Below are 14,528 nucleotides of genomic sequence, written 5' to 3' on the forward strand. Positions count from 1 at the left end.
TATAAGACGCCTGCAGGGGGCGATAGGTTGCACGTGGGCAGAAAAAATAACGAATACCGAACATTGAATATCGAATGATGAAGTTGATTTACTTCGGCATTCGATATTCAGCATTCATGATTCGATATTCATCGACTCAATCTACCAGTACCCCGATATAATAATTGAAAGTATCCACCTCAATATTATCCTTTGTAGCACCTTCTATACCCAGCGCGGTAAAGCGGGTGGTCGGTTTGATGTATTGATATTCGCCGCCTTTTACCTTCACGCGCACCGGCATATTAAACCCTTTGGCATCAGCCTGCCAGCGAACGGCTAACTGGCCCTTCCTGTCAACCATAAATTCCAGTATCGGCAGGTTCCGGTAGTGCAGGTATTGGTCGAACACGGGTTTCAGGTTTATACCCGACTGATCGCAGATGTAATTGACGATATCATCATAAGTCACCGTTTGGTGGTAAAATGTTTTATTAAGCCCGCGAAGGATGTTGCGCCATTTTTCATCGTCATTGATAATGGTCCGTACCATATTCAGCAAGTTACCCCCTTTGTAATACATGTCCGAAGAGCCTTCCTTGTTTACATTGTACGGGCCAACGATGGGCCGGTCGTTATTGATCAGCAGCCGGGTACCATGTACGTATTCCTGCCCGGCTTGCTTACCATAAAATTTATCGATAAACAGCGATTCCGAATAGTTGGTAAAGCTCTCGTGTATCCACATGTCGCCCAGGTCCTTCGAGGTAATGTTATTGCCGAACCATTCGTGCCCGCTCTCGTGTACCACTATGAAATCCCATTTCAGCCCCCAGCCCGTGCCTGAAAGGTCGCGGCCAAGGTATCCATTCTGGTAATGATTGCCATAAGCTGTGCCGCTCTGGTGTTCCATACCCAGGTGGTGCGATTCGATCAGTTTATAGCCGTCCTCGTAAAAAGGGTAGGGCCCGAACCAGTATTCGAAGGCTTCGAGCATTCGTTTGGCGTTGGCGCCCCACTGCTTTTTGGCTTTTTCAAGATTGTAGCTCAGCGGCCAGAAATCCATTGTCAGCTTACCTTTTTCGCCATTATAAATATCCGAATAATGGGCATAGTCGCCAATGTTGGCCTCGATATCGTAGTTGTTGATGGGGTTGGAAACGAACCAATCAAACCGGGTGTACCCGTCTTTCAATTTGGTCACTTTGCGCAGGCGACCGTTCGATACATCTTTTAAACCCGTAGGCACACTGATGCTGATCAGCGCGCTGTCCACCTCGTCCTCCTGCTGGTCCTTATTGGGCCACCATACGCTGGCGCCCATGCCCTGGCACGCGGTTGATACCCATGGATGCCCGAGCGAGTCGACATTGTACTCTACTCCGCCATCCCACGGTGCGCGTTTGGCAATAGTAGGGTGCCCCGAATAGTAAACGGTGAACTCATCTTTGCTGCCCTTTTCTATCGCTTTCGGAAAGGTAACGAACACCGCATTAAACTCGCGGGTGTAAGGCAATTCCTGTCCTTTATAAACTACCTTCTCCACATTCAGGTTGCTAAACAGATCGAACTGCAATTTGGAGAAGTTGGTAGTGGCAGTGAACTTAAAAAGCACGTTCCCGCTGATGGATTTATCCGGTATATCAAACTTCACATCCAGGTGGTAATAATTGATATCATAACAAGTGCGCAGCGGCGACATAAATCCCCGCAGCGAATCGGCGCGGGTAAAAGTTTCTTTGTCGACGCCCAATTGCGCGAAACTGGCTGTACTGCTGATAACAAGCAGCGTGAAAATGGTGATTTTTTTTATCATGGTTTTATATAATCTATCAAAACTGTCATTGCGAGGAGGTACGACGAAGCAATCTCTTCGCAGGCATACCGACGAGATTGCTTCGTTGCGCTGCGCACTACCCGCCCCGCGCCTCGCAATGACATTGTTTATTATTTCTCTCCGCCTTTATTTATCCCCGAAACCGAAATATAAAAGTTATAGGTATCGGCTTCTAAATTCTCTTTCGTGGCTCCCTGGATATCAATTGCCTGTGATGTTGTAGTTGGTGTGACGAATTGGTAATCGCCTCCTTTCACTTTCACCCTCACCGGCATCGTAAATCCTTTGGCCCCGGCTATCCACCGGAACCAGGGTTTGTCGTCCTTCCAGGTCACCTCAAGCGCCGGCAATTTGGCATAATGCAAGTACTGGTCAAAAACGGTTGACAGATCGATACCCGACTGCTTGCTGATGTAGCCGGTAATATCGTCATAGGTAACCGTTTGGTGATAAAAGGTTTTGTTAAGTCCGCGCAGTATACCGCGCCATTTTTCATCATCATTGATAATGGTACGGACCATATTCAGCAGTACAGCGCCCTTGGGGTACATATCTTCCGATCCCTCTTTATTCACCCCGTAAATGCCAACTATTGGCGATTTATTCGCAATGCCTATCCTAAGGCCGTTAACGTACTCCATTGCTGCCTGTTTACCATAATGAAAATCGACAAACAGGTCTTCAGCGTAATTGGTAAAGCTTTCATGGATCCACATATCGGCCAGGTCCTTTGCAGTAATATTATTCCCGAACCATTCGTGCCCGCTTTCGTGTACGATAATATAGTCCCATTTCTTGCCCCATCCGGTGCGCGAAAGATCATACCCCAGGTAGCCATTTTGAAAATGATTGCCATAGGCCACTGCGCTTTGGTGCTCCATACCCAGGTGAGGTGTTTGCACCAGTTTATAGCCATCCTCATAAAACGGGTAAGGGCCAAACCAGTGTTCGAACGCCTTAAGCATCGGTTTTACATTGGCGCCAAACTGTGCTTTTGCCTTTTCCAGGTCGGATGGCAGCACCCAGTAATCCAGGTCAAGCTTGCCTTTTTCGCCGTCATAGGTGTCCTTAAATTCGGTATAGTCGGCAATGTTGGCCGCCACATCGTAGTTGTTGATCGGGTTTGCTACAAACCAATCGAAACGTGTGTAGCCATCGTTCAGTTCGGTCACCTTGCGCAGCCGGCCGTTCGAAACATCCTTAAGTCCTTTAGGTACGCTTATGCTGATGAGCATGCTATCCACCTCATCGCTCAAATGATCTTTATTCGGCCACCATATACTGGCGCCTGCACCCTCACAGGCCGTAGCTACCCAGGGCTTGCCGGTGGTATCGGTAGTGTAAACTACACCGCCGTCCCAGGGCGCGTTTTTCGCTACGGTCGGGTTGCCCGAATAGTAAACCGTAAATGTATCCCTTGTGCCCTTTAATATTGTCTTTGGAAAGGTAACAAACACTGCATTATCCTGCCGGGTGTAAGGCACTTCGTGCTTTTTATATAGCACCTTTTCCACCTTCAGGTTGGCAAACAGGTCGAACTGTAATTTTTTGAAATCTTGCGTAGCGGTAAATTTAAACAGGTTGCTGCCGCTGATAAATTTCTTGTCGATATCAAACTTCACATCCAAATGGTAATAATTAATATCATAACAGGTGCGCAAGGGTGTAAGGCTGCCGCGCAGGCTATCGGCATGCGTGAATTTGTTTTTGTCGACCAAAAGCTGGGCCTGCAAACCGGTATGCAGCAGGGTGATAAATAATATCAGGGAAAAGTATTTTTTCATGGAACGAACTTAAGCCGACAAGTTAAATTTAGCAACTATCCGGTTAAGAAAGTGATTTGCGCATATTAGTGTTACAATGCGGTGAAAGTTGGATAAAATATGGGTGACCTGGGAATCCTGATCTCCGACTAACTGATCACCCGTCACTATTGTAATCCCACCGTAACTAATCTGTAATTAACTAATCACCAATCACTAAAATCCTTACTTTTGCAACTCCTAAAAGAACACTCTGCTATGCAATATGATGTTATCGTTATCGGTTCGGGCCCTGGTGGTTATGTAGCGGCTATTCGCTGCGCCCAATTGGGACTTAAAACTGCCTGTATTGAAAAATATGCCACCTATGGCGGAACCTGCCTCAATGTAGGCTGTATCCCGTCCAAAGCTTTGCTGGATTCGTCCGAACATTACTATAATGCTTCCCATGCCTTCAAAACACATGGTATCAACCTGGATAACCTGTCGCTGGATATGGCACAGCTGATGAAGCGCAAAACCGACGTAGTGGCTAAAAATACCGGCGGCATCACCTTCCTGTTCAAAAAGAATAAGATAGACGGTTACCAGGGAATAGGATCGTTCAAGGATAAAAATACCATCAGCATAAAAAAACCGGATGGTACCGAACAGGAAATAACCGGCAAAAACATCATCATCGCAACCGGTTCAAAACCTTCAAGTTTGCCTTTTATACAGATCGACAAAAAACGCATTATCACTTCAACCGAAGCCTTAACGCTGACCGAAGTACCCAAACACCTGATCCTGATCGGTGGCGGCGTGATCGGACTTGAACTGGGCTCTGTTTATTCACGCCTTGGCGCCAAAGTGTCGGTGATCGAATTCATGGATTCCATCATCCCGACCATGGATCGCGGTTTAGGTAAGGAACTACAGAAGGTGCTATCAAAACAGGGTATGGAGTTTTATACCGGCCACAAAGTAACCGGTGCGACTGTTAAGGGGAAGGAAGTAACCGTAACTTTCGATGCACCAAATAGTGACAAGAAAGAATTAAAAGGCGATTACTGTTTAGTGGCCGTAGGCCGTATAGCTTACACCGATGGGTTGGGATTGGATAAGATCGGTCTTACCGTTGAAGAACGCGGTCGCAAAATAACCGTTAACGATCATTTGGAAACTAGCGTTAAAGGTGTATATGCCATCGGCGATGTGATCAAAGGCGCCATGCTGGCGCATAAAGCCGAAGATGAAGGCACTTTTGTGGCTGAATCTATCGTCGGCCAAAAACCACATATCAATTATAACCTGATACCCGGCGTAGTATACACCTGGCCCGAAGTTGCTGCCGTGGGACAAACCGAGGAGCAACTGAAAGCCGCTAACGTGAAATATAAAACCGGCTCGTTCCCGTTCCGCGCCAGCGGCAGGGCGGTAGCCAGCGGAGACATGGACGGCTTTGTGAAAGTTTTGGCTGATGCCGCTACCGACGAAATATTAGGTGTACATATTATCGGTCCGCGTGCGGCGGATATGATAGCCGAAGCGGTTTGCGCCATGGAGTTCCGCGCATCGGCCGAGGATGTTTCGAGAATGAGCCACGCACACCCAACTTATACTGAAGCCTTCAGGGAAGCATGCCTGGCAGCAACTGATAACAGGCCAATACATATTTGAGTTGGTATTAGTTGGCTGTGGGGACACAGCCAACGGCGGTCTTTTTTATTTCTCTCATCCCTTGTTGTGTCCCCACAAACAAGTACCGGATTTCCCCACGGCGATGGCGGCTTAGATAATTATCAATCGCGGGGGTAAAGTCAATGCTAGATGTGTTTTATAAATTGCTATCGAAAATAGTTGTTTACCTTGCTTAGTTGTCTGTGAGGACACAGACAACGGGGAGGAGAAATTTCACTTTAAGGTGTTCTATTCTGCAAACCCGGTAAAAATTCCGAAATTCGCCAACAATAAAATGATCAATTCAGATTTCGGCCGGTTTTGACGGCTGCCGATAAACATTAACTAAATCCGAAATTGAACATCCGAAATTCGAAATCAAACCATGCTTCAAATCCAGGAAAACGTCTCCCTCAAAAATTTTAATACTTTCGGTATCGATGTTTCGGCGAAATACTTTGTCGAAATAACGCATGAGGACGACCTGGCGGAGCTGTTCATGGATCCGCAATGGCTGAACATTCAACGGCTCGTGATGGGTGGCGGCAGCAATATGCTGCTGAAAAAGGATTTCGATGGGTTGGTGATCCGTATTAATATACGTGGTATCGAGCATCGCCTTAGCCAGGATGATGTTTTTGTGGAAGCCGGCGCAGGCGAGGTTTGGAACGACCTGGTGAACTATTGTGTCGATAGGGGTTATGCCGGTATCGAGAACCTGAGCCTGATACCGGGTTCAGTAGGCGCATCGCCTATCCAGAACATCGGCGCTTATGGTGTGGAACTGAAGGATGTATTTAAAAGCTGCCGCGCATTTGAAATCGCAACCAGTCAATTTAAAACTTTTGATAAAGAAGACTGTGGGTTCGGCTATCGCGACAGCGTATTTAAAGGCGAACTAAAGGAACAGTATATTATTGTATCTGTAAAGTTTCACTTATCTCTTGTTCCAAATCTCAACCTCAAATATGGGGCAATAGAGCAGGAACTGGTTAACCGTAATATTACAAACCTCACCATAAAAGATGTATCGCGCGTGGTATCCCATATCCGCGTGTCCAAATTACCCGACCCATCAACCATTGGCAACGCGGGGAGTTTCTTCAAAAATCCGGTTATCAGTGCCGAACAATTTACCGAAGTTCATGCAAAATTCCCTGAGGTGGTACATTATCCTGCTGCCAGTGGTGTAAAATTAGCTGCCGGCTGGCTCATCGAGCAATGCGGATGGAAGGGAAAAGTTGTAGGAAACACCGGAACCTGGAAGAACCAGGCGTTGGTTTTGGTGAACCACGGAGGGGCCACGGGCGAAGAAGTGTACAGCCTTTCGTCGCAAATCATAGACAGTGTGTACAGTAAATTTGGCGTTTTATTAGAACGCGAGGTGAACATTGTCGGTTAAATTTTTATCTTTTTAAGATAATTTCAGCTTTTTTTATTCTTGTTTCAAGGCCGGTATGAACGTTATAGCGCAGGAAATAATTGTCAATTTATTTCAATAAATTACTGTTTGTCAGGTAATTAGTTTAAGCCGTTGGGTTGTGAGGTAATGGCCTGCGAATACGCCACTGTATGGCTTTCGTAACATTGTTGTTTTGTGTGATGTGCAGATAACGGTATCAGGTTTGTATTAATCTCTGTACAAAAACTTAACAGAATGACAGCAATCGAGTTTAACACCATGGTCCTTCGTCAGGCAACATCATTGAGGTCTTATGCACTTCACTTTACCCGCGACGCAGACGACGCAAACGATCTCGTACAGGATACAATGTTGAAAGCCATAACTTATTATAATAAGTTCAAAGAAGGCACAAATCTAAAAGGATGGTTATATACCATCATGAAAAACACATTCATCAATAATTACCGCCGCTTTGTTAAAATGAGCACTTTCGTTACCAAGTCGGACGAGATATCTTCAGCCAACCTGGTATTCAGCTCAACCAAAAATGCAGGCGAGTCCAAATTTGTGATGGATGATATCAGGAAAGCTTTGGACAGGCTGCCCGAAGATTACTACATACCCTTTACCATGTATTTCGATGGTCATAAATACCACGAAATAGCAGATCACCTGGAAATCCCTATCGGTACGGTAAAAACCCGCATCCACGTGGCCCGCAAGCTGTTGAAGAAGAATTTGAAAGCTTACGACAATGGTATCAAAAAACCGGTTTACGCCGAGGATTAATAAAACAAATTGACTCTACATATATCTATAATGAAACCCGCTTCGGCGGGTTTTCTTTTTTTGTTGCGGCGAGTCCCCTTCAGACGTTTAAAGATGCTTACTTTAGGCAATTCAAAAATAAAGAATGAGCGAATTGCCATTATATACCCGGTCGCAACTGGCCCTTCGCAATGGGCAGGACAAGCCCGAAGTGTGGATAGCCTACAAGGGGCTGATATACGATGTGAGCCGCAGCCGGCTGTGGCATAATGGCAAACATTATGAGCACTGGGCCGGGCAGGACCTAACCCACGAACTGCCCGATGCGCCGCATGACGAATGGGTATTTGTCCATTTTGAACCTATTGGAAAGTTGATTTGAAGTCAGAAAACAATCTGACATCAGATTTCGGATCTCCGACGTCTATAAAATCTCAAATTTTGAAAGGCTCACAAACTGCTGAACGCGTTCGGCAATTTCTTCCGGTTTAAGGTTCCTCAATTTTTCGGTCCCGAATTTTTCAACGCAGAACGATGCCAACGCCGATCCGTAGATAATGGCATTTTTCATATTATTGAAATTCACTGTTCCAACTTTTGCCATGTAGCCGATAAAACCGCCTGCAAATGTATCGCCGGCGCCTGTCGGGTCGAATACGTCCTCCAGTGGCAAGGCAGGGGCCGAGAATATTTTATCTTCGCCAAAAAGCAACGCGCCATGTTCACCTTTTTTGATAATGAGGTATTTCGGGCCCATTGTCAATATTTTTTGGGCAGCTTTAACCAACGAGTATTCACCTGAAAGCTGGCGCGCTTCCTCATCATTGATCGTCAGTACGTCAATCATCTTAAGGGTAGCAAGCAAGTCGTCCAATGCAATGTTCATCCAAAAGTTCATGGTGTCCATCACGATCAGCTTCGGGCGTTTATTTAAACGGCTGATAACGGTTTGCTGCACCTGGGGGGTCAGGTTGCCCAGCATCAGAAATTCACAGTCCTGGTACGAGTTGGGAATGATAGGATCAAAGTCAGCCAGCACATTCAAATCTGTTATTAGCGTATCCCGGCTATTCATATCATTATGGTACTTGCCCGCCCAAAAGAAAGATTTTTCCCCCTTTTTAATTTGTAGCCCTTCGGTGTCGATATGATGCTTATTGAGGTCTTCGATCTCGCTTTTTGGGAAATCATCTCCTACAACGGCCACAATTTTTACCTTATCACAAAAGTAAGCTGCTGCAAGGCTGGCATAGGTAGCCGCGCCGCCAACAATTTTATCTGTCTTCCCGAAGGGCGTTTCGATGGCGTCAAATGCCACAGTACCAATAACTAATAGACTCATTAAAAATGATTTTATAAATTTTTTCCGCAAATATTGTGAAATTAAGGCGGAAATCATACTTTTGCACACTCCAAACCGGAAAATGATTCCTGAGTAGCTCAGCCGGTTAGAGCATCTGACTGTTAATCAGAGGGTCGCTGGTTCGAGCCCAGCCTCAGGAGCAAAATTTGTAAAAGCCGATAACTGAAAAGTTATCGGCTTTTACATTATAAGTTTAGTTAAGCCAGGTAGCTTATTCGCCAATAGGCTGAAACCGTAAAAACTTTTAGAAGCGTCTCCCGCTGCCTTCATATCTTACAAGCTCGCCGCACAGGTAGCCGACGCAGGGTCAGAGCGAATTTTTTATACTGCCCGTTTTAGAGGTATATTCGTAATCTTATAAAAAAGGCGTAGATTAAATGTCAGAATATAGAAAGTATTCTAAATCTAAAAAGCTGATGAGGGCATTTTTTGTCTGCTGTTTGTGGTTTGCCGGTACGCCTGCTTTCCCGGCTGCTCCGGTGTGCATGGAGCGCACTCAATACCCGGAGGATAAAGCCGATAGTAGCAGATATTTTCAATCACACGGCGCTATTATCCGGGGAGATGTAAATGTCAGGCAAATTGCCATTGTTTTTACCGGGGATGAATTTGCAGACGGGGGAATTTATATAGCGAACACGTTGAAAAAATATCATATCAGCGCATCTTTTTTTCTTACGGGGAGATTTTACCGGAACAAAAAATTCGGTGAGATCATTAAACGGTTAATCCTCAACGGCAATTATATGGGCGTACACTCTGATAACCATTTGCTGTATTGCGATTGGGAAAAGAGAGATAGCTTACTTGTAACACACAAGCAATTTGTTGACGACCTTGATAAGGCATATGGAGAACTGAAAAGATGGCATATCCCGCGTGATAGCGCCCGGTATTTTTTACCGCCGTATGAATGGTATAACGATACCATAGCATCATGGACAAGCCGGTTGGGTTTGCAACTGGTTAATTTTACGCCCGGCACACGAAGCAATGCTGATTACACTTATCCCGGAATGGACGGCCGGTATTTAAGCAGCGACTCCATTATGCAGTCGGTGGTTAAATATGAAAATGAATCGGCGAACGGCTTGAATGGATTTATCCTGCTTGTTCATATCGGGACCGACCCGCGGCGGCACGATAAATTTTATAAACGCCTTCCTTTCCTTATCAGGCAGTTGAAACACAAAGGCTATCGCTTTTGCAGAATAGATCAATTACTTAAATAATATTTGAAAGCAAGATGTCTTTACCATTTACTACATGCCTTAAATGAACTTATTTCAAAAATTGATTCTCTTTTCTTTCCTGGCGGCGTTCCCTGGTATGTTAGTGGCACAGGATCAGCAAACAGCCTGGATCAGGATAAACCAGTTGGGTTACGCTCCGGCGGGTATCAAGGTAGCTGTGTTTGCATCAAAGTCATTGGTTGATACGGTTGTCGATTTTGAGCTTATCGATGCTGGTACTCATAAAAAAGTATTTTCAAAAAAGCCCGGACGCGATTTCGGAAAATACGGCCCTTTTACATCCGCTTACCGGCTTGATTTTAGCGGATTTAAAATTCCGGGGAGTTATTATATTAAGGAGGGAAAGATAATTTCCCCGGTATTCCGGATATCTAAGGATGTTTATAAAGGCAGTGCCGATTTTATCCTGCGATATATGCGACAGCAAAGAAGCGGGTTTAATCCGTTTCTTAAAGATTCATGCCATACCAAGGATGGGTATATTGTTTATGGCCCGGTACCTGAAAATACGCATATAGATGTTTCAGGGGGATGGCACGATGCTACGGACTATTTGCAATACGTTACCACGTCGGCAAATGCCACCTATCACCTTTTAGCAGCTTACCGCGATTTTCCAAAAGTATTTACTGATGGCCACCTGGCTAATGGCTTAGCGGGGAATAATAAAATACCAGATGTGCTGGATGAAGCAAGGTGGGGTTTGCAATGGTTACTAAAAATGCATCCCAGGCCCGACTGGATGTTTAACCAGATAGCCGATGACCGCGACCATGCCGGAATGCGTTTGCCCGATAAGGATTCTGTCGATTACGGTTATGGCAGGGGGAACGGCCGCCCGGTGTATTTTATTACAGGGAAACCACAGGGGCTTGGCAAATATAAAAACAACAGTACGGGCGCAGCCTCTACAGCCGGCAAGTTTACCAGTGCCTTTGCATTAGGTTCAAATATTTACAAATCGAAAGATGCCGCTTTTGCCCACCTGCTTGCACAACGGTCGCTCTCAGCCTATCGGTATGGGCTGGCTAAACCGGGCGTAGCGCAAACGGCATCTGTATTGTCGCCTTATATTTACGAGGAGAATAATTGGGTGGATGATATGGAACTGGCTGCAGCGGCTTTATTCGAACTTGATCATAATAAAACTTACCTAAAACAGGCCCTCAGTTATAGCCGCAAAGAAAAAGTAACACCCTGGATGGGCGCCGACACCGCACGTCATTATCAATGGTACCCTTTTCACAACTTTGGCCATTATGAGCTGGGAAAAAATGTCAGTACAGCCCAAAAAGCAGCCCTGGCAGGCTATTATAAAGAAGGTATTATCAGGGTTTGGAAAAAAGCCAGGGGCAATGCATTTTACAGGGGTATTCCGTTTATCTGGTGCTCCAATAATCTTACCGTGTCATTTGCGATACAGTGCTACCTGTACAGGAAACTAAGCGGCGATCAAACTTACGCCCAACTCGAGCAGTCGTGTTTTGACTGGCTGTTTGGTTGCAACCCATGGGGTAAAAGTATGGTTTACGGGATGCCTGTAAATGGCGATACACCACGCAATCCGCATTCTTCGTTCAATAAGCTTTATAACTATCCATTGGATGGGGCATTAGTTGATGGCCCGGTATATACCAGCATTTTCAATAGCCTGCGTGGGGTGATATTAAGTGGCGCTGATAAATATGCTGAATTTCAATCGGGTCTTGCTGTTTATCATGATGATGCAGGCGATTATAGTACAAATGAACCGACCATGGATGGTTCAGCTTCACTCGTCTACCTGCTTGCGGCCAGGGAAAGCGAATGCGCAACAAAAGGCACAACTAAAAGCAACCACAAAAATAACCGGAAATAGATCGGCAACGGTTAACAGATTACCCGTGGACAGGCATCCCTAAATCTGAATGGCGATTCTCCTGTTACTCCCCCCGGGTATATTAGTTAATATCAAGTTCCCGGTCGGGTCACTTTTTATCTTTTTAACCAGTTTGCCGTCGATCATTAACGAATAAGACGAATTGGGTTTCAACTGATGAACAACATAGCTAACGGGCCTGGTGGCGCTTTGTTGCCACTCGATTTTATCTGCAGCCCAGTTACCGATGGTAATTGCCAAGTGCTGTACCGACGCGGCCTGCAGGGAAACATCCGGACTGTTGCCGTTGAAATAGGATAACCGGTTTTTAGTAGTATAAAACCCAAAATTTGAAGGAGCCGTCACCTTAAACATTTTATCGGCGACAGAGTAATTGTTGTTACCGAGGCTTATATCCAATTTTTTACCCCTGAAATTGTATTTTAAAACGGTGCCAGCCAATTCTGATGTTATATGCGGATCGAGATAGAACCGGTTGTACAGCGGATTTATACCATAAATAGCCTGGTATAAACCAACAATTGAAAGACTGTTTCCCGATAAAATATCATCGCCAAGACCGTCCTGCTTTAGCCTGCCGTAGCGCTGAAACGCCAACCCGTCTTTGCCATACTGGTCCAGTACGTTCTTTACATACTTCAGCGCAAGGGCAGGGTTGTATGCTGCGTAAGCTGCCACCCCAACAGATCCCCACGATAAAAACAGGTCGCCGTTCTCATATGATGGAAACGGGAACTGCCACTCCTTACCTTCTCCGGGCGCGTAGGATGTCATAGCCAATGGCCAGAAAAATAGCTTCTCCTTTTCCATTTGCGTCTCGATGCTGTTCAGGATGATCTTCTTCCTCACGCCGTCATCGCAAATACCGTAGGCTATCGCCATAAAATTTACCGGTGTAACCATATTGGTGCCATGTATGGTTTCATCCTTATCTCTCCAATGAATATAACATCCCTTTTCTTCATCCCAAAAACCTCCCTCACTGGTCGGCTTATTAAAGCTTTCCTTTAGTTTTGCTGCAAAATCTGCATAATACTTTGCCTTTGGCCGGTTATTTAATTGATGCTCTATAGCTGCCCATTTAACCAGTGCGTGATAAAGCTTGGCATTCACAAAAGCATTTTCGTACGATGCCCAAATGATATCTATCCAGTCGCTGCTCTTTTTTTCGGCCGAATTATCATTTGTCATTTCAACAAGCCCGTTGTGGTTCCCATCCCGCTTCAATATCCAGTCCAGCGCTTTTTCGCAGTCTAATTGGTGGCTTTTGACCCAGGCTTTATCGCCGGTCATGTCATACAGTTCGGCGATGTTGGTCACCAGGTCCGGGTTCGAATCCATCAGGATACCCCACTGCGCCTCGTAAAAACCGTATTGATTGAATTTGCCCGGCATCGCGTCCTCGTTGGTATAGGCCCACCGCGGATAAACCCGGCCGCCCGGCTTTATGGCATGACTGCAATAAAAATCCAGGCAACTTTGATAGCCGGCAAGATATTTTGGGTCGTTTATGCCCAGGCCAAGCTGCGCAATATATTGTTCGTGCAGGCAAATAGGGCCGTAAGGCGTGTGCCAGCTGTTGCCGCCAAAATGTAACGAATCGATAACGCCTATCCGGGCGATGGTATTTAATACGGCATTTACTTTTTTGCCATCAAGACCTTTAATGGTGCCGCGGCCGTATTTTTCATTAAAGTCGAAATAACTTAAGGTGATGGTTTGGCTGCTGATTCCAGCAGGCATAGTAAATGGCGCCCATACATCCGTTCGTCCCCTGATGAACCTTCTGCGGTTTGTCCCGCTATCCATTTTAGGGGCAAGTTCCTTGCCCGACACGGAGACGGTGTAAGCCAGTTTATCATCATTGGTGCGGCTATACTTCATCGCCACGTTTTTGCCGGCAGCGTTTACGGTTATATTTAAACCGTTGCCGGTTTTGCTGTTCCAAAAGTCCGACGAGCGGGTATGTACGCCATAAGTACACAATTTCTCGTTAAACAGGTAGAACCAAGCCAGTCCGCCATAACCCTGGTAGGCACCCTCCCAGGTATTAATACTATCGAAATTGAATACAGGTAACGCGCTTTCTTCTACAACCACCGGTTTGGAGCAAGTTCGCTCCAGGTTCCATTTTATCTCTTTTCCGGCTATGGTGAATATCCAGTTTTCTTTTATGGACAGGTTTTTATCCCCGTAGGTTATCCCGGTTAACTTAATTGTGTTCCCGGTTTTTATCAACGCCGGAACTGTTTTAAGACGGAGGGACGAATAAACCACGCCGTTTATTCTTACTGACGTATATATACCGTACGCACTGCTGATCACCTTTTGGCCATTAACCACAAGCGATGTAATACTGGCCATGTTGCCATAATCAAGCGTCATCGTAATTTTCGGACTGCTGATGGTATATACTTTATCCATCGCAACAGATGGCGCCAAAGTAACACAGCAGTAGATCAGGGCGGCGTAAACGGCTTTCAGAAACATAGATCAAGTTCGATATTTTGCGGATGTTACCGCATCCGCAGGTTTGTATAATGCAAATAGCTATTTTTATCGCAAACAAGCTAATAAAAAGCTGTATTGTTTAAAATCAAGGCAAGTATACCGATCAGA

At 45.5% G+C, this 14,528-nt stretch carries 10 protein-coding genes and 1 tRNA gene; 7 read left to right on the plus strand and 4 right to left on the minus strand.

Going from position 1 to position 14,528, the window contains the following annotated elements; genetic code table 11:
* Nucleotides 1–136: 136 nt before the first annotated feature.
* Nucleotides 137–1,795, minus strand: coding sequence for a M1 family metallopeptidase (locus VL525_RS12615; RefSeq protein WP_325387054.1), 1,659 nt, complete (start codon nt 1,793–1,795; stop codon nt 137–139).
* Between the two features lie 131 nt (nt 1,796–1,926).
* Complete coding sequence (locus VL525_RS12620; protein ID WP_325387056.1) at nt 1,927–3,600, minus strand: M1 family metallopeptidase; 1,674 nt, start codon at nt 3,598–3,600, stop codon at nt 1,927–1,929.
* 237 nt (nt 3,601–3,837) lie between these two features.
* Between VL525_RS12620 and lpdA the strand changes: the two genes are divergently transcribed.
* From lpdA to VL525_RS12640, 4 genes are all read left to right on the plus strand, one after another.
* Nucleotides 3,838–5,241: a dihydrolipoyl dehydrogenase gene (gene lpdA / locus VL525_RS12625; RefSeq protein WP_325387167.1), complete on the plus strand. Its 1,404-nt coding sequence runs from the start codon at nt 3,838–3,840 to the stop codon at nt 5,239–5,241.
* A 385-nt stretch (nt 5,242–5,626) separates the two neighbouring features.
* Nucleotides 5,627–6,643, plus strand: a complete 1,017-nt coding sequence (gene murB, locus VL525_RS12630) for a UDP-N-acetylmuramate dehydrogenase (RefSeq protein ID WP_325387058.1) — start codon at nt 5,627–5,629, stop codon at nt 6,641–6,643.
* Between the two features lie 255 nt (nt 6,644–6,898).
* Nucleotides 6,899–7,435 carry an RNA polymerase sigma factor gene (locus VL525_RS12635; protein WP_325387060.1) on the plus strand — a complete coding sequence of 179 codons (537 nt, stop codon included), beginning with the start codon at nt 6,899–6,901 and terminating at the stop codon, nt 7,433–7,435.
* A gap of 124 nt (nt 7,436–7,559) precedes the next feature.
* Entirely contained in the window at nt 7,560–7,796 is a 237-nt protein-coding gene (locus VL525_RS12640; protein WP_325387062.1) for a cytochrome b5 domain-containing protein, read from the plus strand.
* A gap of 42 nt (nt 7,797–7,838) precedes the next feature.
* Here VL525_RS12640 and VL525_RS12645 read toward each other — a convergent pair whose 3' ends face one another.
* Nucleotides 7,839–8,756: a PfkB family carbohydrate kinase gene (locus VL525_RS12645; protein WP_325387064.1), complete on the minus strand. Its 918-nt coding sequence runs from the start codon at nt 8,754–8,756 to the stop codon at nt 7,839–7,841.
* A gap of 87 nt (nt 8,757–8,843) precedes the next feature.
* Between VL525_RS12645 and VL525_RS12650 the strand changes: the two genes are divergently transcribed.
* From VL525_RS12650 to VL525_RS12660, 3 genes are all read left to right on the plus strand, one after another.
* A tRNA-Asn gene (locus VL525_RS12650) sits at nt 8,844–8,917 on the plus strand.
* A 276-nt stretch (nt 8,918–9,193) separates the two neighbouring features.
* Nucleotides 9,194–10,009 (plus strand): polysaccharide deacetylase family protein, encoded by an 816-nt coding sequence (locus tag VL525_RS12655; RefSeq protein ID WP_325387066.1) that lies wholly within the window; start codon nt 9,194–9,196, stop codon nt 10,007–10,009.
* Between the two features lie 43 nt (nt 10,010–10,052).
* Nucleotides 10,053–11,888: a glycoside hydrolase family 9 protein gene (locus tag VL525_RS12660; protein WP_325387069.1), complete on the plus strand. Its 1,836-nt coding sequence runs from the start codon at nt 10,053–10,055 to the stop codon at nt 11,886–11,888.
* Between the two features lie 39 nt (nt 11,889–11,927).
* Here the strand turns inward: VL525_RS12660 and VL525_RS12665 are convergent, their stop codons facing one another.
* Nucleotides 11,928–14,399: a trehalase family glycosidase gene (locus tag VL525_RS12665; RefSeq protein WP_325387071.1), complete on the minus strand. Its 2,472-nt coding sequence runs from the start codon at nt 14,397–14,399 to the stop codon at nt 11,928–11,930.
* Between the last annotated feature and the right edge of the window lie 129 nt (nt 14,400–14,528).

This window comes from Mucilaginibacter sp. (genome assembly GCF_035492695.1).
GTDB lineage: Bacteria > Bacteroidota > Bacteroidia > Sphingobacteriales > Sphingobacteriaceae > Mucilaginibacter.